Below are 22,379 nucleotides of genomic sequence, written 5' to 3' on the forward strand. Positions count from 1 at the left end.
CGGCGCAGAATCCCTCGTCCAACATCGACGAGGAAAGATTCATGCGGATCCTGGTAGTGGGCGCGGGTGCGCTCGGCGGGTATTTCGGCGGCCGGCTGCTCGAGGCAGGCAAGGATGTCACCTTCCTGCTGCGCCCGCGAAGGGCGGCGCAACTCGCGAAGACCGGCCTGGTGATCAAGAGCCCGAAGGGCGACCTGGCGCTGCCGGCGCCGCCTTCGGTGCAGGCCGATGGCATCGAAGGCCCCTTCGATGTCGTCGTGGTCGGCTGCAAGGCCTACGACCTGGCAGAGACGATGACATCGTTCGCGCCCGCGGTCGGACCCGAGACGGCCATTCTTCCCTTGCTGAACGGCATGCGCCATCTGGACGAACTCGGCAATCGCTTCGGCGCCGAGCGCGTGCTCGGCGGACTGTGCATGATCTCGGCGTCCCTGGACGACGAGGGCACGGTGCTGCATCACAACGACATGCACGGCCTGACCTATGGCGAGTTGAACGGCGAGCTTTCGGCCCGCGTGCAGGCCCTCGTGCGCGCCTTTGCCGGCGCGAACTTCGATGCCCGCGCCTCCGGCAACATCCTGCAGGACATGTGGGAGAAGTGGATGTTCATCGCCTCGGCCGCCAGCATGACCTGCCTGATGCGCGGCACCGTCGGCGACATCGTGCAAAGCGGCGGCACCGATGTCGCGGACGCCATGGTGGACGAGTGCGCCGCGATCCTGGCCCACAACGGCTTTGCGCCGCGACCGGAGTCGCTGGCACGCGCGCATGCGATGCTGAAGGTCAAGGGTTCCTCGATGACGGCGTCGATGTTCAAGGATATCGAACGCGGTGCCGCGATCGAAGCCGATCACATCGTGGGCGACTTGTTGCGCCGCAGGGCCGACGGCGGCGAACGGGTCACGCCGCTGCGGATCGCCTGCGCTCACTTGCTGGCCTACGAGGCCCGGCGAGCGCGGGAAGCGAACCGCGGCTGATCGGCTACTTCAGCCTGCAGAAGGGCCAGCCCTCGATACCGGCCCAGATGCAGGCCCGAATCCATGCGACCACGATCTGCGGGTCCTGGGCTTGCGGCACGGTTGTCATCTTGATCAGCATCACGGCCTCCGTAGCGGTGTGGAGCGAACTCCCATGTGTGAAGGTATAGCGCCGTCGGCGCGACGGCGGCAGCAGTCGCCAGCCTGAGACGGCGTGGGCCGCAGCGCGGGCCGGCTGTACGCCGTTTGTCGGTTGCGGGCCGTCGGTCGCGGCTGACAGGCGTCGGACGCCTTCGCCTGCCTCAATGCCTGGCGCTTTCCACCACGCCGGCGCCGCGCACCTCGAGCCTGATTTCGTCGGCCACCTGGCCGCGCGCGTCGATCAGCTGCACCCGATGCCGGCCGGGCCAGGGCAGCCATTGCGCGCTGGCACCGCGCGCCAGGGGCTTGCCGTCGATGCGCCATTGCACGCCGCGGCCCTCGGCCTCGAAGCGCACGCGCTGACGATCCGGCGGGATGTCGGGGTCGAGCGCGAGGATCGTGCCGTCCGCCGGCGTCGTGATGCGCGGCGCCGCCTGCGCCGCCGACGCTTCGGGCGCGATCGCGAACAGGGGCTGCTCGGTGCCGGCGATGAACCACTCGCTGCGTGCCGCCTCGAGCGCATCGCCGAAGCGCACCTGCGCCTGCAGCATGCCGGCCGGCGGTGTCGGCGCCCGGCTCGGTTCGCTGCGATGCAGGAACGCCATCGTCTGCGCCCAGACCGGCGCGGCCCCGCTGGTGCCGCTCACGTCCCACATCGGTGCGCCGCTGGCGTTGCCGACCCAGACGCCGACCGTGTAGCGCTCGGACCAGCCGATCGCCCAGTTGTCGCGCATGTCCTTGCTGGTGCCGGTCTTCACGGCACTCCAGAAGCGGGTGCCGAGCACGCTGTCGAGGCCGAAGGTGCGGGCGCGGGCGTTCGGGTCGGCCAGGATGTCGCCGACGATGAAGGCGGCGCGCGGATCGATGGCGACGGCCTGGCCCCTGGCGGTGGAAGCCGGCCCGGGCAGGTCGCGGGTGTCGCCGAAGCGCCCGCCGTTGGCGAGCGTCCGGTAGCCGTTGGTGAGCGTCAGCAGCGAGACCTCGGCGCTGCCGAGCGCCAGGCTGTAGCCGTAGTAGTCGCCGCTCTGCGCCAGCGGCAGGCCAGCCGCACGCAGCTGGCGCGCGAAGGCCTCGGGCGAGACCATCACCAGCGTGCGCACGGCCGGCACGTTGAGCGAGGCCGCGAGCGCGGTGCGCACCGAGACGTAGCCCTTGAACTGGCGGTCGTAGTTCTGCGGGATGTACAGGCCGCCGGCGGTGTTGATCTGTGCCGACGAGTCGTCCAGCAGCGAAGCGGCCGTGAGCCTGCGTTCGGCCAGCGCCTGCGCGTAGAGGAAGGGCTTGAGGGTCGAGCCCGGCTGCCTTTGCGCGAGCACGCCGTCGACCTCGGCCGCGCGGCTCAGCGTGCCGGACGAACCGACCCAGGCCAGCACCTCGCCGCTGGCGTTGTCGAGCACCACCAGCGCGCCATCCTCGACGTTGCGTCCGCGAAGTTCGCGCAGCTGGCGCTGCAGCGCATCGAGCGCGAAACGCTGCAGCGGCGCCCGCAGGGTGGTTCGCAGCGGCCCGGCCGGATAACCGGCTTCCTTGAGCGCCCGGCGTGCCAGGTGCGGCGCGACGCCTTCGCTCGGATCGAAGGCGCGCCGCTGCAGCGCGGCGCTGGCGAACATGTCGAGCGCCGCGCAGTCGGGCTTGTCCGTGGGCTCCATCGCCCGCATCAGCTCGCAGGCCCGCTGCGCCACCAGCGCGGGCCTGGCGTTGGGCGCTCGCACCAGCGCGGCCGCCAGCGCCGCCTCGCGGGCGTCGAGTCCGTGCGGCGCCTTGCCGAACAGCGTGCGCGACAGGGCGTCGATGCCGACGATCTCGCCGCGGAAGGGCACGGTGTTGAGGTAGGCCTCGAGGATCTGGTCCTTGCGCCATTGGCGCTCCAGCTGCTGGGCGGCGACCGTCTGGCCCAGCTTCTGCGCCAGGCTGCGTCCGCCCCCGGCGCGGTGCAGGTCGTCGTCGAGCAAGCCGGCGAGCTGCATCGTGATCGTCGATGCGCCGCGGGTGCGGGTGTTCCAGAGGTTGCCCCAGGCGGCCGCCGACACCGCGCGCCAGTCGACGCCGCTGTGCGCGTAGAAGCGCTTGTCCTCGCTCAGCAGCATTGCGCTGCGCAGGGCCGGCGAGATGTCGGCCAGCGCGATCCAGTCGCCGCGCCGCACGCTGGTGTCGGTGCGCACGCGCTGCAGCAGCAGGCCGTCGCGGTCCAGCACCGCGCTGTCGGACGGGCGGAAATCGCGCCGGACCTCGTCGAAGGTGGCAAGACCGGCCCAGGCCGGTGCCGCCAGCAGGACGGCCAGCGCGAGGACGAGTGGTGCGGACTTCAAGTCGGTTCCAGTTGCTCCATGTGCCGGCAGATCTCGCCTGGCGTGGTGAACCATATCTCGCCGCGGTCGCGCAGGCCCGCCAGATGCGCGAGCGCGCGGCGCAGGTGCCGCAGCCGGTAGGGCTGGCCGACGATGTAGGGGTGCAGCGCGAGGCCCATCACCAGGGGCTGGCGGCGCGACTGCTCGAGCATCTCGTCGGCATTGTCGATGACCATGGCGGCGAAATCCTTGGCGTCCATCTGGCGCGCGATGATCATCGGGATGTCGTTGAGTTCCTGCGGATAGGGCACCGACCACAGCGTGCGGCCGCTGCGCGTGCGCATGCGGATCGGCTGGTCGTCATGGCACCAGTTGAGGGTGTAGCCGTAGCCGGCCTCGGCCAGCAGGTCGGGCGTCAGACGGCTTTCTGAAATCCAGGGCGACAGCCAGCCGGCCGGTGCCTGGCCGCTTTCGGCCTGCATCCGTTCGCGGCAGTCGGCGAGCAGCGCCGCTTCTTCGGCTTCGGCCATGTCGGCCTGGCGCTCGGAGTTGCTGTGGCCATGGCCGATGAGTTCGTCGCCCCGCGCGACCGAGGCCGCGACCAGTTCCGGGCAGTGGTCGTAGAGCGCGGTGTTGAGCAAGGTGCTCGAGGGCAGGCCGAGGCTGTCGAACAGTTCGAGACAGCGCCAGGCGCCGACCCGGTTGCCGTATTCGCGCCATGAGAAGTTCAGCACGTCCGGATGCGGATGCGCCGGACCGATGCATGCGCCCATGCCCTCGCCGAAGGCGAAATGCTCCAGGTTGAAGCCCAGGTAGATCGCCAGCCGGGCGCCGTTGGGCCAGGCATGGTCGGCCCGCCGGGTGATAGGCGAGTAGTCGAAGCGGCCGTGCGCGGGGAGCGGGCCGAGGTAGCGGGCGGTCATGGGGAATGTCCGGATCGGGCGCCTCACACCGGTCGCCGGGCCAGCAGGGCCCAGATGCCGGCGGCCGACAGCAGCGAGCCGCCGGCGAGGTTGAAGCGCCGCTGCGCGCGCGGCGAAGCCAGCAGGCGCCGCGCCGAGCCCGCGAACACCGCATACAGCGTGGCGTTGAGCGCCGCCATGGAGACGAAGGTCAGGGCCAGCACCCACAGCTGATGCGTCACGCTGGCGCGCGGATCGATGAACTGCGGCAGGAAGGCGACGAAGAAGACGATGCCCTTGGGGTTGAGCGCGGTCACGAGGTAGGTGTTGGCAAACAGCTTCCAGCGCGAGCCGGGCGCGGCGGGCGCCGCCAGCACGGCCGGCGAGATGCCGGCGCGCAGCAGCTTGATCCCGAGGTAGAGCAGGTACAGGCCGCCGACCCACTTGATGGCGGTGAACCAGAAGGCCGAGGTCGCGAGCAGGGCGCCGAGGCCCAGCAGCGAGACGACCAGCGCGGTCGAATCGCCGAGCGCGACGGCCGCCACCAGCGGCGCGTTGGCGCGCTTGCCGTGGGCCACCGAATAGCTGATGACCGTGAGGATGGTGGGCCCGGGAATGATCAGCAGCACCGCCGATGCGGCGACGAAGGCGAGCCAGAGCTGGAGGGACATGACGAGGTTTTCCTTTGTGTCGAACGGTCGAATGGTGCCTTCAACCCGGAGGCGGCGCGAGTACGCCTAGGGATCTTGGCGTTCAAGAATGACTTCCCACAGGGCCTTGGGCTGCTGATAGCGTTCGACGACCTGCTCGTCGGCGCTCAGCACGCGCCAGCCCGAGGCGAACAGCCGGTCGATCGCGGCGCGGTCGAAGAAGCGCTTGGGGAAGCCGTCCACCAGGTAGAAGTTGTCGGCGCCCGCTTCGAGGTCGCGGCGGGCGCCATGATGGAAGTCGCGGGTCGAGTTGAGCCGGCACAGCAGCAGGCCGCCGGGCCGCAGCTGCCGATGGATGCGCTCGACCAGCGCCATCGTCTCGGGCCAGTTGAAATAGTGCAGCGAGAGGCTGGCGACGACCACGCCGACCGTGCCGGCGGCCAATGGAAAGGGCTCGCGGATATCCCGGCAATGGAACTCCGCCGCGGGCACGCGAGCGCGAGCCTCTTCGATGGCTTCGGCGCTGAGGTCGATGCCCACCACCGGCAGGCCCGCGGCGGCCAGCGTCCGGGTGTCGCGGCCGCTGCCGCAGCCGAGTTCGAGAATCGCCGTGCCGTCGGCGTGCGCGACCACCATCGGCAGCCAGCGTTCGAGCCAGGGGTCGGTCGGGGAGGGCGCAGCCATCGGCGCCTTCGGGCTATGCATCCAGGACCAGCTGCGTCTGCGTGACCACCGCGCACAGCTTGCCTTCGGCCGAGCGGATCGTGGTCTGCCACACCATCGTGGTCCGTCCCCGGTGCAGCGCCAGCGATTCGCCGACCACGGTGGTGTCGACGCGCGCCCCGCCGATGAACTTGGTGCTGGAGTCGGTGGTCGTGGTGCGCTTGCCCTGCGGCAGGTTGATGATCGTGCCGACGGCGCCCAGGGTGTCGGCGAACGCCATGTAGGCGCCGCCGTGCAGGATGCCGCCGGCGGTGCAGAGGTCGGCCCGCACGGTCAGCTCTGCAACGACGCGTTCGGGTTCGAGCGTGACGAGGCGAACCCCCATCAGCCCGGGGAACAGCGGTTCGAGGATCTGCTGTATTTGTTCGACGGTGGGCATCGGTGCGTCCGGTTCTCAGTCTTGGGCACCGAAGCGAACGGCGGTCCGTGCGCGGGCGCGCGCGGCCTCGATCTCGCGGTCGCGCGGATCGGCGGTGGTCACCAGCGATTCGATCAGCGCCCGGGCCGCGGCCGTGACGTCTTCGACCGCGCGATCGAAGGCTGCCTCGTTGGCCTTGGAAGGGCGGGCGAAGCCGCTGAGCTTGCGCACGAACTGCAGCGATGCCGCACGCATTTCTTCTTCGGTGGCGGGCGGCTCGAAGTTGAACAAGGTCTTGATACTTCTACACATCGTTTCTCCATGCGAGAGGGTTCGATCGCGCAGTGTGCGCAAGTTCGAGCGCGAGCTCAACCCCGCGCCACCCCGCTACTTCGCCGCCTCCACCTTGACCCGCGCATTCGGCATCTCGCCGAACATCTCGGGCGCATACAGGGCCTCGACCCGGCTCGGCGGCAGCGCGAAGTCGCCGACGTTGTTGAGGCGGAGCGTGTATTCCATCTTCACGACCCCCTTGGGCAGGTATTCGTAATAGCTGCGGAAGGCCTCGAAGCTGCGTTCCTCGAAGGCAGGCCAGCCGCTGCCGGAACGCTTCTCGCCCTGGGTGGCGATCTGCGAGTCGCGGCCCAGGCCGCCGCCGAGGATGGTGGCGCCGCCAGGGATCGGGTCGGTGATCGCGACCCAGGTCATGTCGGCGCTGGCATTGACCTCGAGGCTCACGCGCAGCACGTCGCCCCGCGTGAAGACGCCCGCCACGGCCTGCTCGACCGGGGTCACGGTCTTCTTGATCGCGTAGCCGGCCGCGAAGGCTTCCTTCAGCGGCACCGCGGCCAGCGACTGCAGCGTGAGCCAGGGCTTGCCGCTGCCGCTCTGCGTGACCAGCAGCGTGTCGTGCCCGGCGGCGGCCGGCCATGGAACGAACATGGTGTTGTTGCGCAGCATGCCGGGCGACGCCGGTGCGCCGAAGGCGCTCGCCTGGTTCGGGGCGCCGCCGGGGTCGCCCGCCTTGACCGGCTCGACCTTGCGCCAGTCGACCTGGGCCTTGGCCGTGCCCAGGGTGGCCGCGGTGATGCCGGTGACCGGCGCGCTCTCGAAACGCTTCGAGAACTTCTCCAGCGCCAGGCCGCCCCAGAGGTTGGCGGTGGTGGTGCGCCAGGCGCCGTTCTGCTGGCGTCCGATGAAGCCGTTCGCCAGTTTGCCGATGTCGTCCTTCCACGCCGGATCGTCCAACACCGCCAGCAGCAGCCGCGCGGTGTTGACGTCGCCGTTGGCCATCAGCCACCACCAGTTGTCGTCCTGCTCGGTGCTGAACCCGAGGCGCGTGCCCTGGAAGCTCAGGCGCGCCCTGAGCACGTTGTTCGCTTCGTCCAGGCGCTGCTGGCGCTGCGGAACGTCCGGCACCCGCCGCAGGATCTGCAGCCAGTCGATCAGCGCGCTGGTCGGCCACTGGTTGGGGGCGATGGTGATGCTGCCGGTCATGCGGCCCTGGGCCTTGCCGTAGCGCGACAAGGCCTCGAGGGCGGCCAGCTTGCGCACGTCGAGGTCCTTGCGCGGGCTCCAGAACTCGCGCTGGATGCGGCCTTCGACGAAGGCGATCAGGCCCTGGACCATCGGTGCACTCGCCGATTCGGGCAGGGCGAAGGCCGGGTCGAGCGCCGCCGCCTCGTGGGTCGATGCCAGCAGGTAGGCGGTCAGGATGTCGCTGCCGCGGTTCGCCTCGCCATCGCGCGGCGGGAAGTAGTTGGCCAGGCCGTCGCCGTCGAGGTAGGTCGGCAGCTGCGCCACCACCGCCTGCCAGCCCTTGCCGTCGCGCAGGCCGATCGACTTGCTGGCCTTCTGCTCCAGGCAGGCATAGGGGTAGGCTGCGAACCAGTCGCGCACGCCGGTCAGGCCTTCGGCCAGGCGCGGCTGCAGCGACATGCGCAGGCCGCCGCGACCGGGCAGGGCGTCCGCGGGCGGGCCGACGTCGAGCGTGAACGGACCGTCGAGCTGCACCAGGGTCGCCTGCTGCACCGTCAGCGGCACCGCCGGCAGGATGCGCTGGCGGACCTTGAGCGCATCGCGCGCCCCGCCGAGCGTGTCGCGGGCTTCGATTTCCCACAGGATCGATTCGGCCCGCGTCTGTGCCAGCTGCGCCGGCGCGGTCACGCTCCAGGCCAGCTCGCGCGCTTCGCCAGCCGGGATCTCGACCGTCTGCGGCGCCAGCGTGAGCAGGGTCGCGCGCGGCGTGGCCTCGACCTTCATCGCGTTGGCCGTGGTGTTGCGCAAGGTGACCTGGGCCCGGAACTGGTCGTCCTCGCGCACCAGTGGCGGCAGGCCGCTGATGATCTGCAGGTCCTGAGTGGCGCGGATCGAGGCCTGGCCGGTGCCGAAGAGGCCGGTGCCGGCGTCGGCCACCGCGACGACCCGGAAGGTCGTCAGCGCATCGTTGAGCGGCACCGTCAGCGTCGCCTGGCCGTTGGCATCGAGCACCACCGCCGGCTTCCAGAGCAGCAGGGTGTCGAGCAGTTCTCGCGTCGGGCTCTTGCCGCCGCCGCCGCCCGCGGGCACGGCCTTGCGGCCGTAGTGCCGGCGGCCGACGATCTCCATCTGCGCGGTCGAGGTGCCGACGCCCCAGCTGCGCCGCTGCAGCATGGCCTCGAGCAGGTTCCAGCTGTCGTTGGGCAGCAGTTCGAGCAGCGCCTCGTCGACCGCCGCCACCGCCACCTCGGCGCCGGCCGCGGGCTTGCCGTCGGGCAGCCGGCCGCTGATCGTGACCTGCGCCTGGCCGCGCACCGGGTAGGCCGGCTTGTCGCTCGCGACCTTGACGTCGATGCGATGCGCCTGCGTGCCGACCCGGATCTCGCCCAGCCCGAGCCGGTAGGCCGGCTTGCTGAGATCGACCAGGGCGGTCGGCGCCACGTATTCCTTGCCCTCGTACCAGAAGGCGGTCCACCACTCGCGCGGCGAACGGAAGCCCCAGGTGAAGAAGCTGTACCACGGCACTTCGCGCAGCCGCCCGCGCAGCGCCAGCACGCTGACGTAGACGTTGGGGCCCCACTCGGGCTTGACCTGCAGGGTCACGGTCGGGTCCTGGCCGTTGAGCTGCACCACGTGGGTCTCGATCACGCCTTCGCGCTCGACCGAGACCAGCGCGGTGGCGAAGCGGAACGGGCTGCGGACCTGGAACCTGGCGACCTCGCCGGGCTGGTAGCTCTTCTTCTCGGGCAGCACGTCGATGCGGTCGTGGTCTTCGCCGCCGAACCAGAGCTCGCCCTGCCGCGTGACGTAGACCGAGCTCGCGGCGCGGCTGTCGCGGCCGTCCTTGTCGGTGGCGCTCGCGATCAGTTCGACCTGTCCCGGCTCCTTGAGCTCGACCTCGCACAGCAGCAGGCCGCGGGCATCGCTCTTGCCGCTGCAGATGGTGCCGATCTCCTTGACCTCGGTCTTGTTGTCGTAGGTGTAGAAGCCGCCCACCATGCGCTTGCGGCTGGTGGTCGTGATGCGGGCGATGGCGCGCACGTTGAGCGTCACGCCTTCCTGCGGCTTGCCCGCCAGGTCGAGCGCCAGGGCCTGGAACCTGAGCTTCTGGCTGGCCGACACCCAGCCTTCGGTCTTGATGCCGGCGATGACCGCGGCCGGCCACAGCGTGTGGGTGCTGCGCAGTGTCTGCACCTCGCCGTTGGGGTCGGCGTAGCTGGCTTCGAGCAGAAGTTCGCGCGGGCTGGCCCTGGCGACCGGGATCTTGTCGATCGTGAGCTTGCCGGCGCCTTCGCGGTTCAGCGTCAGGGGGAGCTTGTCGGCGATCACGCGCGGATCGTCCGCAGGCGCGGTGGCTTCGTCGCTGTCTTTGCTGGGAGGGGCGAAGCTGAAGGCGTCGAAGTCGGGGAAGGAGGGCTGCTTGCCGCGCACCAGAGCCGACACGCGCACCGGCAGCGCCGCCGCGCCACCGCCGGCCACGTAGTTGATCTGCAGGTCGACCGGCAGCGAGCCGATGGCCACCAGCGGCTTGCTGTCGCTCGGCCCGATCCGGCCCTCGAGCACCGGCAGGCGGAACTCCTCGACCCGGAACTGCCCGCTGGCATAGCTGCCCGGACCGCCTTCCTCGGCGCTGGCGCTGCCTTCCTTGCCGCTTCGGAGCTCGACCTGGTAGATCCCGAGCTTGGCCGCCGGCGGGACCGCGAAGCTGCTTTCGCTGCTGAGCCCGCCGGTGGCGGTCTTGCGCCACTTGAGCGGCTGCGTGAACTGCTGTCCGCTGCCGGCATGCGTGACGACCAGCGTGTCGGGCAGCGTCTCGGGCAGGCCGAAGCCCTTCTGGGTCTGCGTGCGGATCAGGTGCTTCATCGAGACCGTCTCGCCGGCGCGCAGCAGCGTGCGGTCGAACACGGTGTGGGCGATCCGGTCGGGCTGCGCCTGGAGGCTGGTCGGCACGTTGAAGCGCCAGGGCTCGATGCCGCGCTGCCAGTCGCTCCAGGTGAAGGCCAGGTCCTCGACGCCTTGCGCATCCTTGGCGCGGGCGCTGACGAAGTAGGCGCCGGCCTCGTAGTCGTCGTCGCTGGCGCAGGAGGGCGCGTCGGGCGAAATGCCGGTCAGGGTCACCAGTCCCCGGGCGTCGGTGCTGCCCCGGGCCACTTCGCGGCCGTCGCAGGTCGACACCCGCACCGCGGCGTTGGCGACCACGCTGCCCTTGTCCAGGGTCGTGACCCAGGCCACCGCGTTCTCGCGGCCGAGCTTGAAATGCACCGCCAGGTTGGTGGCGAGCGCGGAGGTGCGCACGAACATCGTGCGGCCGCTGCCGTAGCGCTCGTCGAGCAGCGCGTCGCCGAGCTTCTGCGAGGCGATCTCGAGCACATGGAAGCCGGGCGTCAACGGGATGCCGACCACCTCGAAAGGCCTCGGGTCGCCGCTGTCGGCCTTCGGCATGTCCAAGGTGCGCACGCCGGCCTGGCCACCGAGCAGCGACACCATGCGGGTCTGGATGCTGTCGCGCTCGTCCTTGTCGATCACCTTCGGCAACGCGCCCTTGACGTCGCGCGCGGCCAGCTTGCGCGACACGTTGTAGTTGTCGTAGCGGCGCACCTTGCGGAACCAGGCAATGATGTCGGCGTCGCTCTTCGGATTCAGGTCGCTGACCTGGCCCGGCGCTGCGCCCAGGGTCAGCGCCTGCACCTGCAGGGCCGGCTCGACCCGGCGCACCGTGACCGGCATCAGCGCCACGCCGCCGGGCTCGGCCAGCCGCTCGACCACGCCGAAGGGCGAGGCCGCGAACTTGGCCAGCGGCGGCATCAGGCCGGTCGCGACCTTGAGCGGGAAGCTGTCGGGAGAGGCCAGCGGACGGCCCGACGCATCCTCGAACTTCGGCGGCAGGGTGATCGTGAACGGCGTCTGCTCGGCGAAGGGCCCGGCGAAGCTCAGCGACTCGACCACGCCATCGTCGTCCCGGGCAGCGTTGTCGTCGAACTGCGGCTTGAAGGTCTTGCCGGCGCCGTCGAGCGTGATGGCCGCGGCCAGCTTGCGCGCCACGGGGGCATTGAAGCGCAGCACCATCGGCTTGAGCGGCAGGCAGGCCGACTGCGCGTTCTCGCGCTCGCAGCTGAACGAGACCGCGAAGGGTTCGCGCACATCGAAGCTGAGGCGGCGCTCGACGTTGTTGACTACGCCCGAGGGCGTGGCGACGCCCTTGCCGTAGACCAGCTGCACCCGGCTGGCCGGCGGCAGCGTGCGGTTGCACTGCAAGGTCAGGAAGCGCTGCGGCGCCTTGTCGGCGTCCTGGTCGCGCCCGAGCGCCTTGAGCAGGGCGGCGCGCTGCCCGCCGTCGATCTGCCTGACCGGAATGCGCTCGCCGATGCCGCTGGCGGTGCACCAGACGTTCTCCTGCACGCTCTCGGGGGTGGCGGGGCCGTTGAGCTCGAGCATGAAGATCTGCTGCTCGTCGATCTTGCCGTAGCTGGGCTGCCAGTTGCGGATGAAGGGGCCGCCGCTGTTGAAGCGCCAGCTCTCGGGGCCGGTCAGCGCGGCACCGGTGGCCGACTGGAAACCGGCGACCCGCGTGACCGTGCAGCGCACGCCCGGCGGCAGGTCGTTCTCGAAGTCGAAGACCCACTGCCGGTCACCGGTCCAGCGGCCGCTGCCCTTGCCGGCCTCGGCGTCGGCGCAGGCGACGACCAGCGGGGCCGGCGCCTTGGGGTCGCCGAAGCGCACCGCGGGCTGGTCGAATTTGGCGACCACCTGGCGCACCCTGGAGACTTCGCCCTGCGGCGTCAGGCTGGTGATCTGCAGCGCGTGGGCCGCTCCCGCGGCCAGGAAGGCGCTGGCAGCCAGCAGGAAGGCGGGTGTCGTTCGGCTCAAGTTTTTTTTCTCCATCCGGTCCGTAGCGCGTCGAGCGTAGCCCATTTGCCCCGGGGCGGCGCCCGGCCTGGGGCCCGTTCCTTACAATTCGGGGCTCGTCGTGCGGGTCTCGCGCGTACCGCTCACAGATCACGCCGACCGATGAAACGCTACTGGGAAATCGATGCATTGCGCGGGCTCATGCTCGTGCTGATGACCGTCACCCACCTGCCGACCCGGCTGACCGACCCGCTCGGACAGCCCTTCGGCTTTGTTTCGGCGGCCGAGGGCTTCGTGCTGCTGTCGGCGTTCGTCTCCGGACTGGTCTACAGCCGCATCGCGCGCACCCAGGGCGTCGAATCGATGCGCCGGGCCTTCTGGCGCCGCGCGCTCAAGGTCTACCTGAGCCAGGCCGCGACGCTGCTGTTTCTCTTCACGGTCATCTCCGCCGTGGGGCTGCGCATCGACCAGCCGGCGGTCAAGAATCTCTTGTCGTTCTATCTGGCCAATCCGCGCGAGGGCTTCCTGTACTCGCTGCTGCTGATCTACGAGCCGGCGCTGCTCGACATTCTTCCGATGTACATCTTCTTCATGCTGCTGAGCCCCTGGGTGCTGGCCTTCGCGCTGCGCCATGGCTGGACCGGCGTGATGGTGGCCAGCGCCAGCCTGTGGGCGCTGGCGCAGTTCGGGCTCAGCGAATGGCTCTACGGCCTGACCGTGCGCCACACCGGCCTCGCCGTGCCTTTTCACGAGATGGGCGCCTTCAACGCCTTCGCCTGGCAGTTCCTCTGGTTCGCCGGCCTCTGGATCGGGGCCGGCCGCAATGCGCCCGGCGCGCAGCCGCTGCGCTTTCCGCCCTGGCTGGTGTTGCTCGCCGGCGCGGCTGCGCTCTACGGATTCTGGTGGCGGCACCACGGCATCAACGGCCAGGCGCCCTTCGGCGGCGATGTCGAGCTGAACCTGCTGTTCGACAAGTGGCAGCTCGGTCCGCTGCGGCTGGTCAACCTGGCGGTGCTGGGCATCGTGGCGGTCCGCTTCGGGCCCGCCTTCATGCGGCGCATTCCCCGCCTGCAGTGGCTCGAAGACCTGGGCAGCGCGTCGCTGCCGGTCTTTTGCGCTCACCTGGTGGCGGTGCTGCTGGTGCTGGCGGTCTATGGCGACAGCCAGACGGCGCGGCCCTGGTGGGGCGACGTGCTCCTGCTGGCGACGGTGTTCGGCTGGCTCTACGGCGTGGCCCGCGCCACGCTCTGGTGGGACGGGCGGCAGAAGCCGCCGGCCCTGCCGCTATCGCGCGCCCTGGGCGACTGAGGTCCCGGTCGGCGTCGTTTCCTGCAGGTGCGAGGCGATCACCGACTGCCAGAGCCGGTAGCCCTCGTCGTTGAGGTGCAGCCGGTCGCCGCGGAACAGCTCCGGCCGGGGCCGGCCGTCGGCGGCCAGCATCGGCGTGAAGACGTCGATGTAGTCGCTGTTGGGCAGCCGCTTCAGGTAGGCGCCGATCACGTTGTTGGTTTCGCGGATGCCGGGCAGCAGCTTTTCGCGCGAGGGGCTGGGCTTGACCGAGATGTAGGCGATGCGGGTGTCGGGCAGGGCGGCGCGCACGGTGCTCGCGAACTGGGCAAAGCTTTCGAGCACCTGCAGCGGCGTGCGGCCCTCGGCCAGGTCGTTGTCGCCGGCATAGACCAGGACCAGCCGCGGCCGGTAGCGCACCACGAGCTCGGAGGCGAACAGGCTGCAGTCGGCCATGGTCGAGCCGCCGAAGCCCCGGTTGACGACCACCGGCTGCTGGTTGAAGTCCTGAGCCAGCCGCGACCACATGCGGATCGTGGAACTGCCGACGAAGACCACGCCGCCCGGCTCGGGCAGCTGTTCGCGGTCGGCCGCGGCAAAGGCGGCGAGGTCGCCCTGCCAGCGGGCGCGCGCGGCGCTGTAGGCGGGCGAGGGGGTGGCTGCAGGCGCCGGCGCCGCGCCGCCGGGCAGCGGCTCGGCCTGCGCCGCCAGCATGCCCGCGAACGCGAGGGAGACAAGGGCAAGGCGGGCAGCAGCTTTCATCGACACCATCAGGGAGCAACGTTCTTCGACCGGAAACCGTTGGCAGCTTCCTGCCGACGCGGGCGCAAATGGTAACGACTCGTCAGGGCGTCCCGCTCACTGGCTGTTGCGGCCGATGCCCTGGTACACGATGCCGGCCTCTTTCATGGTGCCCGGCTCGTAGAGGTTGCGGCCGTCGAACACGACCGGCGTCTTCATGAGCGCCTTGAGCCGTTCGAGGTTGGGGCTGCGGTAGGCTTTCCATTCGGTGACGATGATCAGCGCATCGGCGCCGGCCAGGGCCTCCATCGGGTCCTTGGCGGAAACGAAGCGGACGTTGTCGAGCAGCGCCGGCGCATCGGCGAAGTCCAGCTTCAGCACGCGCCGGGTCTCCTCGATCGCGATCGGATCGTGCGCCACCACCCGGGCCCCGGCGCGCAGCAGCACGTCGAGCACGACCCGGCTCGGCGCCTCGCGCATGTCGTCGGTGTTCGGCTTGAAGGCCAGTCCCCAGAGTGCGAAGGTGCGCCCGGCGAGGTCGGTGCCGAAGCGCGCCAGCACCTTGTTGGTCAGCACGCTCTTCTGGTCGTCGTTGACCGCCTCGACCGCTTCGAGCACCCGCAGCGCCTTTCCGTTGTCGCGGGCGGTCCGGGTCAGCGCCTGGATGTCCTTCGGAAAGCAGCTGCCGCCGTAGCCGGTGCCGGCGTACAGGAAGCTGTAGCCGATGCGCGGGTCGGAGCCGATGCCCTGGCGCACCGCCTCGATGTCGGCGCCGACCTGGTCGGCCAGGTTCGCCAGCTCGTTCATGAAGCTGATGCGGGTGGCCAGCATCGCGTTGGCCGCGTACTTGGTGAACTCGGCCGAGCGCACGTCCATCACCCGGGTGCGCTCGTGGTTGCGGTTGAAGGGCGCATAGAGCCGGCGCATCCAGGCCAGTGCCTCGCGGCCGTTGTCGTCGTCGCTGTAGCCGATCACGATCCGGTCGGGCCGCATGAAGTCCTCGACCGCCGCGCCTTCCTTCAGGAACTCGGGGTTGCTGACGACCGAGAACCGGAGGTCGGAACGGCCGCGCCGGTCGAGTTCCTCCTGGATCACGGCCGTGACCTTGTCGGCCGTGCCCACCGGCACCGTCGACTTGTCGACCACGACCTTGAAGCCGTTCATGTAGCGGCCGATGTTGCGCGCCGCGGCCAGCACGTACTGGAGGTCGGCGCTGCCGTCCTCGTCGGGCGGCGTGCCGACCCCGATGAACTGGATGTCGCCGAAGGCCACCGAGGCCTCGATGTCGGTCGAGAAGGACAGCCGTCTGGCCGCGACGTTCGATTCCACGACGGCCTCGAGGCCGGGTTCGTAGATCGGGATGCCGCCGGCGTTGAGGGTAGCGATCTTGCTGGCGTCGACGTCGAGGCAGAAGACGTTGTTGCCGATGTCCGCCAGGCAGGCGCCGGTGACCAGGCCGACATAGCCCGTGCCGATGATCGTGATGTTCATGCGTTCAAGCCGACTCGGGCTCCGAGAGAATCTGGTCGAAGTAGGCGATTGTCTTTTTCAGGCCTTCTTCGAGTTGCGTGCGCGGTTCCCAGCCGCCCAATGCCTGCTGCGCCAGCGAGATGTCGGGTCGGCGCTGCTTGGGATCGTCGGCGGGCAGGGGCTGCCTGACCAGCTTGCTCTTCGAGCCGGTGAGCTCGATCACCTTGTTGGCCAGCTCGAGCATCGAGAACTCGCCCGGGTTGCCGATGTTGATCGGGCCCGGCACCTCGTCGCCTGTGGCCATCATGCGCAGCATCGCTTCGAGCAGGTCGTCGACGTAGCAGAAGCTGCGCGTCTGCTGGCCGTCGCCGTAGATCGTGATGTCCTCGCCCTTCAGCGCCTGGACGATGAAGTTCGACACCACGCGGCCGTCGTTCAGGTGCATCCGCGGCCCGTAGGTGTTGAAGATGCGCACCACCTTGACGCGCAGCTGATGCTGGCGGTGGTAGTCGAAGAACAGCGTCTCGGCGCAGCGCTTGCCTTCGTCGTAGCAGCTGCGCAGGCCGATCGGGTTCACTCGGCCCCAGTAGGACTCGACCTGCGGATGGATTTCCGGGTCGCCATAGACCTCGCTGGTCGAGGCCTGCAGGATCTTGGCCCGCACGCGCTTGGCCAGACCCAGCATGTTGATGGCGCCGTGCACGCTGGTCTTGGTGGTCTGCACCGGATCGTGCTGGTAGTGGATCGGCGAGGCCGGGCAGGCGAGATTGAAGATCTCGTCGACCTCGACGTACAGCGGAAAAGTGACGTCGTGCCGCATCAGCTCGAAGCGCGGATGGTCGAGCAGGTGCTCGACGTTGCGCTTGGTGCCGGTGAAGAAGTTGTCGACGCACAGCACGTCGTGGCCCTGCTCGATGAGGCGGTCGCACAGGTGGCTGCCGAGAAAGCCGGCGCCGCCGGTGACCAGCATTCGTTTGGAGGCGTTGTATTTGCGCATGCGAGAGTCACTCCCTGGGAGGTCAGTTCGTTGGGTGCTGATGGCGTTGCTCGTACATCTTCGCGTCGACCAGCATGCGAAACCACAACGCCTGGAAAAAGGCGAAGTAGAAGCCTGTGGTGCCGTCCAGGAAGCCGAGCCGGAAAATGTAGCGGTAGATGAAATAGCCGAGCGAGCGGATGCCGGTCGGCAGCTTGTAATACAGCTCCTTGATGAAGCGGGTGCGTTCGCGGGCATCGCCCATCAGGCGCGGCTGGAGCACATTGTCTCCGGCGACGCGGGGGCCGAGCTTTTCCCTGGCCTCGGCATCGCTCCATCGGTTGTGGCTGGCGATCCAGTCGGCCAGGCGGGCCGAGTTCTTGTCGTGCATGAAGCCGTCGAGGCGGCCCGGCTTCGCGCTGCTGATGAAGTGCTGGTCGTAGAGCCGCGATTCGCAGCGGCCCAGGCCCGAACGGAAGAGCCGCAGGTGCCACGGATTGACGCCGCTGAAGCGCAGCATCCTGCCCATGAAATAGTCGCGGCGACGCAGCATGTAGGCATCGAAGGCGGGCTGGCCCGCCAGCACGGCACTGATTTCAGCCACCGCGCGGTCGTCCAGCACCTCGTCGGCGTCGAGGTGAAGCTGCCAATCGCAGCTGCCCTCGACCTGGGCGATGGCCCAGTTGCGCTGGTCGCTGTAGTTGGAGAACGGGCGCTGCATGACCGTGCAGCCCAGCGCCTCGAGGATCGCGGGGGTGCCGTCCGACGAATGCGAGTCGACCACGACGATGTGTGGGCTGGCTTTCCTGGCCTGCGCCACGGTCTCGCGAATGATCGACGCGGAATTGAAGGTCAGGATGACGATGACGCAGCGGTGTTTTTCCATGGGGTTCGGCGCTTGGAAGCAGCTTCGAAGGCAGGGTTCACCCGAATTCGTAAGCGCGAAGCATGCCAAACTTTAGCACTACATTCTTACATTTAGGAACATAGCTGACGGTCGACCCCCTCCGTCCGTCGGCCTATTGCCGCAGGACTGCACGGTTTGTGCCGACGGTGGGTGTCAGGCCAGCCGGGCCTGGTGCCGGGCGATCTGCTGGCGCACCTGCGCCGGCGCCGTGCCGCCGAGGATGTCGCGGGCGTTCAGCGAGCCGCGCAGGCTCAGCACGTCGTAGACATCCTTCTCGATCGTCGGGTTGAAGCTCTGCAGCACCGCCAACGGCAGCTCCGACAGATCGACCTGGTGCGAGATCGCCGCCTTGACCGCGTGCGCCACGGTTTCGTGGGCGTCGCGGAAGGGCAGGCCCTTCTTGACCAGGTAGTCGGCCAGGTCGGTCGCGGTGGCGTAGCCGCGCAGCGCGGCCTTCTCCATCGCCTCGGGCTTGACCGTGATCCCGCCGACCATCTCGGCAAAGATCCGCAGCGTGTCCTTCAGCGTGTCGACGGTGTCGAACAGCGGCTCCTTGTCTTCCTGGTTGTCCTTGTTGTAGGCCAGCGGCTGGCCCTTCATGAGCGTGATCAGCGCCATCAGGTGGCCGACCACGCGGCCGGTCTTGCCGCGCGCCAGCTCGGGCACGTCCGGGTTTTTCTTCTGCGGCATGATCGAACTGCCGGTGCAGAAGCGGTCGGCGATGTCAATGAAGCCGAAGGACTGGCTCATCCACAGCACCAGTTCCTCGCTCAGCCGGCTGATGTGGACCATGGCGAGCGAAGCGGCGGCCGTGAATTCGATCGCGAAGTCTCGGTCGCTCACCGCGTCCAGGCTGTTCTGGCAGACCCCGTCCATGCCCAGCGCCCGGGCCACCGCCTCGCGGTCCAGCGGGTAGCTGGTCCCGGCCAGCGCGGCGGCGCCCAGCGGCAGCCGGTTCACGCGGCGGCGCACGTCGACCATGCGTTCGGCGTCGCGCGCGAACATCTCGACATAGGCCAGCATGTGGTGGCCGAAGCTCACCGGCTGGGCCACCTGCAGATGGGTGAATCCGGGCAGGATGACCTCGACGTTCTTCGCGGCCAGTGCCAGCAGCGACTTCTGCAGGTCGACCAGCAGGCCGCCGATCAGGTCGATCTCGCCGCGCAGCCAGAGCCGCACGTCGGTGGCGACCTGGTCGTTGCGGCTGCGGCCGGTGTGCAGCCGCTTGCCGGCATCGCCGACCAGCTGGGTCAGGCGGGCCTCGATGTTGAGGTGCACGTCTTCCAGGTCGAGCTTCCAGTCGAAGGCGCCGGATTCGATTTCGTTGCGAATCTGCGTCATCCCGCCTTGAATAGCGGCGAGGTCCTGCACGCCGATGATTCCCTGGGCTGCCAACATGCCGGCATGCGCCAGAGAACCCTCGATGTCCGCCTGCCACAGCCGCTTGTCGAAGAACACGCTGGCGGTGTAGCGTTTGACCAGGTCGCTCATCGGTTCGGAGAACAGGGCGGACCAGGCTTCGGATTTCTTGTCGAGTTGGTTTTGAGTCATGGGAACCGTTCGGGAGGCAATAATGGGTTTGTCACCCATTGTTTCTGCGATGCGCAACCCGTCGATTTTATCGGCCACCCCTTCGGCGTCGGCCGCGCCCCCCCCCCCCCCCCCCGCCACGCCTTCGACCGCCAGGGCGAAGGGGCCCGCGCGTCCCGCGAGGGCCCTGTTCGACGCCTGCCAGACCGGGGTTGTACTGCGCATGGTGCTGTTCGTCGAGGTGGTGGTGGCGGTCACCACGCTGTTCGCGGTCTCGACCTTGTCCGAATGGCTGCTGCTGGCCGCGACGGTCACCGGCGGCGCCTTGCCGGCCACGCTGACCTGGCTGCTCGCCACCTGCGCCTTGAAGCGCCTGCTGGCCCGGCTGCCGGTTCCGGGGCAGTATGCGACCGGTGCCTTGCTCGGCGCGCTGGCCGCCCTGTATGGCTGCGGCCTGCTGCGGCTGACGGGCGTGGTCGGCAGCGCGCCATGGCTGGCCAGCGCGCTGGCCGGCGCCTTGCTGGCCGGGCTGATGATGGCGGCGCTGGCGCTTCGCGCCCGCGGCCAGACGCCGGCGGCCACCACGGCGCGGCTGGCGGAACTGCAGTCGCGGATCCGCCCGCACTTTCTTTTCAACACCTTGAACAGCGCGATCGCCCTGGTCCGGCAGGAACCGGCCAAGGCCGAGGCCATGCTCGAAGACCTGAGCGAGTTGTTCCGCCAGGCCTTGGCCGACCCGGGCGAGTCGGTCACCCTGGCCGACGAGATCGCGCTGGCCGAACGCTACCTGGCGATCGAGCAGGTGCGCTTCGGCGACCGGCTGCGCGTGCGCTGGGACATCGATGCGGACGCGCTTGGGGCCCGCCTGCCGCCCCTGCTGCTGCAGCCCCTGGTCGAAAACGCGGTCAAGCACGGTGTCGAGCCGAGCCCCGAGGGTGCCCGGCTGCGCATCCGCACCCAGCGCCGCGGCGCGATGGTGCTGATCGAGGTCATCAACAGCCTGCCGCCGCTGCGCTGGGCCGATGCGCCGCTGCCGCGCGGCCACGGCATCGCGCTGGACAACGTGCGCGATCGGCTGCGCCTGCTGCACGACATGCAGGCGCAGTTCAGCGCCGGCATGGACGACAAGAGCTATCGCGTCCGCATCGCCATTCCTGCTGAACCATGAGCATGTCGCCCCCACTTCGCACCCTCATCGTCGACGACGAATCGCTGGCGCGCTCGCGCCTGCGCAATCTTCTGGCCGACTGCCAGTCGCCGCCGGCCGAAGTCGTGGCCGAGGCGGCGCATGGCGAAGGCGCCCTCGACCAGCTGGCCCGCGCCCGTTTCGACCTGGTGCTGCTGGACATCCACATGCCGGGCCTCGACGGGCTCGAGCTGGCGCGCCGGATCCGGGCCCGGCCGGCAGCGCCGGCGGTGGTGTTCGTGACCGCCTATGCGGCCCACGCGGTCACCGCCTTCGAGCTCGAAGCCGTCGACTACCTGACCAAGCCGGTCCGCGCCGAGCGCCTGCAGCAGGCGCTGCAGAAGGCCGAGCGCTACCTGAAGGAGCGGCGGTCGCCGGTCGCCGAGCCGCAGGACGTGCTGCTGATCCAGGACCGCGGGCGCACCGAGCGGGTGCCGCTGTCGGAGATCCTGTATCTCAAGTCGGAGCTCAAGTACCTGACGGTGCGGACCGCCTCGCGCAGCCACATCTTCGACGGTTCGCTGGCCGAGCTCGAGGAGCGCTACCCGGCCCGCTTCGTCCGGGTCCATCGCAACGCGCTGGTGGCCCGCGCGGCCATCCGCACCCTCGAGAAATACGACGACGGGGAGGACGCCGAAGGGTGGGCGCTGCGGCTCGACGGCATTCCCGAGCCTGTGATGGTGTCGCGGCGCCAGTTGTCGAGCGTGCGCGAAGCACTGAGGGACGCCCGGTGACCGAGCCCGTTACCCCCGAACCCGTTACCCCCGAACCCGTCGTGGCGGCCGAAGCCCAGGAGCCTGACCGCCTGATGCTGCACATGCCGGTCGACGTCCGAAGCGCCTCGCTGGTGGTGCTGGCGGTGCTGGCCAGCGTCTTCGCGCTGCGCTGGGCGGCGGCGGTCTTCATCCCGCTGCTGGTGAGCCTCATGCTGACCTACGCACTGGCACCGCTGGTCGACCGGCTCGAACGCTGGAAGGTCTCGCGCTGGATCGGCGCGGCCGTGATCCTGCTCGGCCTCGGCGGTGCCTTCGGCTGGACCGGCTACACGCTGGCCGGCAATGCCGGCGCGCTGGTCGATTCGCTGCCCCTCGCGGCGCAGAAGCTGCGCCTCGCGATGCGCACCGACGCCCGCGGCGCCGATCCCAGCACGCTCGACACCGTCCAGAAGGCCGCGGCGCAGCTCGAGCAGGCGGCCGAGGAGAACTCGGCCAAGGTGGCTTCGCGCAAGGGCGTGGCGCGGGTGATGATCGAGCGGCCGTCTTTCAACGTGCGCGACTACCTGTGGAGCGGCACGGTCGGGCTGATCGGCGCCGCCGGCCAGCTCACGCTGGTGGCCTTCCTGACCTTCTTCGCGCTCGGCAGCGGCGACACCTTCCGCCGCAAGCTGGTCAAGATCACGGGACCCAGCCTGCAGAAAAAGAAGATCACGGTCCACGTGCTCGACGACATCACGGGCCATATCGAGCGCTACCTGCTGGTGCAGATCCTCACCAGCGCCATGGTGGGCGTCGCCACCGGCCTCGCGTTCTGGGCGATCGGCCTCGAGAACGCGGCGGTCTGGGGCATCGTGGCCGCGGTCACCAACCTGATTCCCTACATCGGCTCGGTGATCGTGATGGCCACCGCCGGACTGGTCGCCTTCCTGCAGTTCAACGGCATCGAGATGGCACTGCTGGTCGGCGGCACCTCGCTGGTCATTCACACGCTGATCGGCAACCTGCTGGTGCCTTTCCTCACCAGCAAGACCAGCCGCATGAACCCGGTGGCGGTGTTCGTCGGCGTGATCTTCTGGGGCTGGCTGTGGGGCATCTGGGGCCTGCTGCTGGGCATCCCGATCATGATGGTCGTCAAGGCGGTCTGCGACCACGTCGAAGATCTGGAGCCGATCGGGGAACTGCTGGGGGATTGAGCCGGGCGCC

At 69.4% G+C, this 22,379-nt stretch carries 17 protein-coding genes; 5 read left to right on the forward strand and 12 right to left on the reverse strand.

Annotation, left to right across the window (positions count from 1 at the left end; translation table 11 throughout):
* Positions 1–41: 41 nt before the first annotated feature.
* Positions 42–977 (forward strand): 2-dehydropantoate 2-reductase, encoded by a 936-nt coding sequence (gene panE, locus QTI17_RS27890; protein WP_286536915.1) that lies wholly within the window; start codon positions 42–44, stop codon positions 975–977.
* A 302-nt stretch (positions 978–1,279) separates the two neighbouring features.
* Here the strand turns inward: panE and pbpC are convergent, their stop codons facing one another.
* The 7 genes from pbpC to QTI17_RS27925 all read right to left on the reverse strand — a co-directional run bounded on the left by pbpC (position 1,280) and on the right by QTI17_RS27925 (position 12,399).
* Entirely contained in the window at positions 1,280–3,427 is a 2,148-nt protein-coding gene (gene pbpC / locus QTI17_RS27895) for a penicillin-binding protein 1C (protein WP_353506734.1), read from the reverse strand.
* The gene (locus QTI17_RS27900; RefSeq protein WP_286536917.1) at positions 3,424–4,329 is read right to left on the reverse strand and encodes a polysaccharide deacetylase family protein; all 906 of its coding nucleotides are present in this window, start codon (positions 4,327–4,329) and stop codon (positions 3,424–3,426) included. The genes pbpC and QTI17_RS27900 overlap by 4 nt, the downstream gene beginning before the upstream one ends.
* A gap of 23 nt (positions 4,330–4,352) precedes the next feature.
* Complete coding sequence (locus QTI17_RS27905; RefSeq protein WP_286536918.1) at positions 4,353–4,979, reverse strand: LysE family translocator; 627 nt, start codon at positions 4,977–4,979, stop codon at positions 4,353–4,355.
* Between the two features lie 66 nt (positions 4,980–5,045).
* The gene (locus tag QTI17_RS27910) at positions 5,046–5,642 is read right to left on the reverse strand and encodes a class I SAM-dependent methyltransferase (RefSeq protein ID WP_286536919.1); all 597 of its coding nucleotides are present in this window, start codon (positions 5,640–5,642) and stop codon (positions 5,046–5,048) included.
* 13 nt (positions 5,643–5,655) lie between these two features.
* On the reverse strand, positions 5,656–6,060 hold the full coding sequence (locus tag QTI17_RS27915; protein ID WP_286536920.1) for a PaaI family thioesterase: 405 nt from the start codon (positions 6,058–6,060) through the stop codon (positions 5,656–5,658).
* Between the two features lie 15 nt (positions 6,061–6,075).
* Complete coding sequence (locus tag QTI17_RS27920; protein WP_286536921.1) at positions 6,076–6,351, reverse strand: DUF2277 domain-containing protein; 276 nt, start codon at positions 6,349–6,351, stop codon at positions 6,076–6,078.
* Between the two features lie 75 nt (positions 6,352–6,426).
* On the reverse strand, positions 6,427–12,399 hold the full coding sequence (locus QTI17_RS27925) for an alpha-2-macroglobulin family protein (protein WP_503011118.1): 5,973 nt from the start codon (positions 12,397–12,399) through the stop codon (positions 6,427–6,429).
* A 126-nt stretch (positions 12,400–12,525) separates the two neighbouring features.
* Here QTI17_RS27925 and opgC point away from each other — a divergent pair, with 126 nt between their 5' ends.
* A complete protein-coding gene (opgC, locus tag QTI17_RS27930; RefSeq protein WP_286536923.1) occupies positions 12,526–13,671 on the forward strand; it encodes an OpgC domain-containing protein in 1,146 nt (381 codons plus the stop codon).
* On the opposite strand, the gene QTI17_RS27935 is transcribed toward opgC, so the two are convergent.
* The 5 genes from QTI17_RS27935 to argH all read right to left on the reverse strand — a co-directional run bounded on the left by QTI17_RS27935 (position 13,648) and on the right by argH (position 19,295).
* Entirely contained in the window at positions 13,648–14,421 is a 774-nt protein-coding gene (locus QTI17_RS27935; protein ID WP_503011119.1) for an SGNH/GDSL hydrolase family protein, read from the reverse strand. The genes opgC and QTI17_RS27935 overlap by 24 nt on opposite strands.
* 87 nt (positions 14,422–14,508) lie before the next feature.
* Positions 14,509–15,882, reverse strand: a complete 1,374-nt coding sequence (locus tag QTI17_RS27940; protein WP_286536925.1) for a UDP-glucose dehydrogenase family protein — start codon at positions 15,880–15,882, stop codon at positions 14,509–14,511.
* A gap of 4 nt (positions 15,883–15,886) precedes the next feature.
* Positions 15,887–16,858, reverse strand: a complete 972-nt coding sequence (locus tag QTI17_RS27945; protein ID WP_286536926.1) for a UDP-glucuronic acid decarboxylase family protein — start codon at positions 16,856–16,858, stop codon at positions 15,887–15,889.
* Positions 16,859–16,880: 22 nt separating this feature from the next.
* Positions 16,881–17,723: a glycosyltransferase family 2 protein gene (locus tag QTI17_RS27950; RefSeq protein WP_286536927.1), complete on the reverse strand. Its 843-nt coding sequence runs from the start codon at positions 17,721–17,723 to the stop codon at positions 16,881–16,883.
* Between the two features lie 174 nt (positions 17,724–17,897).
* A complete protein-coding gene (gene argH / locus QTI17_RS27955; RefSeq protein WP_286536928.1) occupies positions 17,898–19,295 on the reverse strand; it encodes an argininosuccinate lyase in 1,398 nt (465 codons plus the stop codon).
* 49 nt (positions 19,296–19,344) lie between these two features.
* Here argH and QTI17_RS27960 point away from each other — a divergent pair, with 49 nt between their 5' ends.
* From QTI17_RS27960 to QTI17_RS27970, 3 genes are read left to right on the forward strand one after another with little or no spacing between them, the layout of a single operon-like run.
* Positions 19,345–20,442 carry a sensor histidine kinase gene (locus tag QTI17_RS27960; protein WP_503011120.1) on the forward strand — a complete coding sequence of 366 codons (1,098 nt, stop codon included), beginning with the start codon at positions 19,345–19,347 and terminating at the stop codon, positions 20,440–20,442.
* A complete protein-coding gene (locus tag QTI17_RS27965) occupies positions 20,439–21,194 on the forward strand; it encodes a LytR/AlgR family response regulator transcription factor (RefSeq protein WP_286536930.1) in 756 nt (251 codons plus the stop codon). Before QTI17_RS27960 ends, QTI17_RS27965 begins: the two co-directional genes overlap by 4 nt.
* Positions 21,191–22,369 (forward strand): AI-2E family transporter, encoded by a 1,179-nt coding sequence (locus QTI17_RS27970; RefSeq protein WP_478140294.1) that lies wholly within the window; start codon positions 21,191–21,193, stop codon positions 22,367–22,369. Before QTI17_RS27965 ends, QTI17_RS27970 begins: the two co-directional genes overlap by 4 nt.
* The last annotated feature ends 10 nt before the right edge of the window (positions 22,370–22,379 follow it).

The sequence above is a fragment of the Variovorax sp. J31P179 genome, from assembly GCF_030316985.1.
GTDB classification, from domain to species: domain Bacteria; phylum Pseudomonadota; class Gammaproteobacteria; order Burkholderiales; family Burkholderiaceae_C; genus Variovorax; species Variovorax ginsengisoli_B.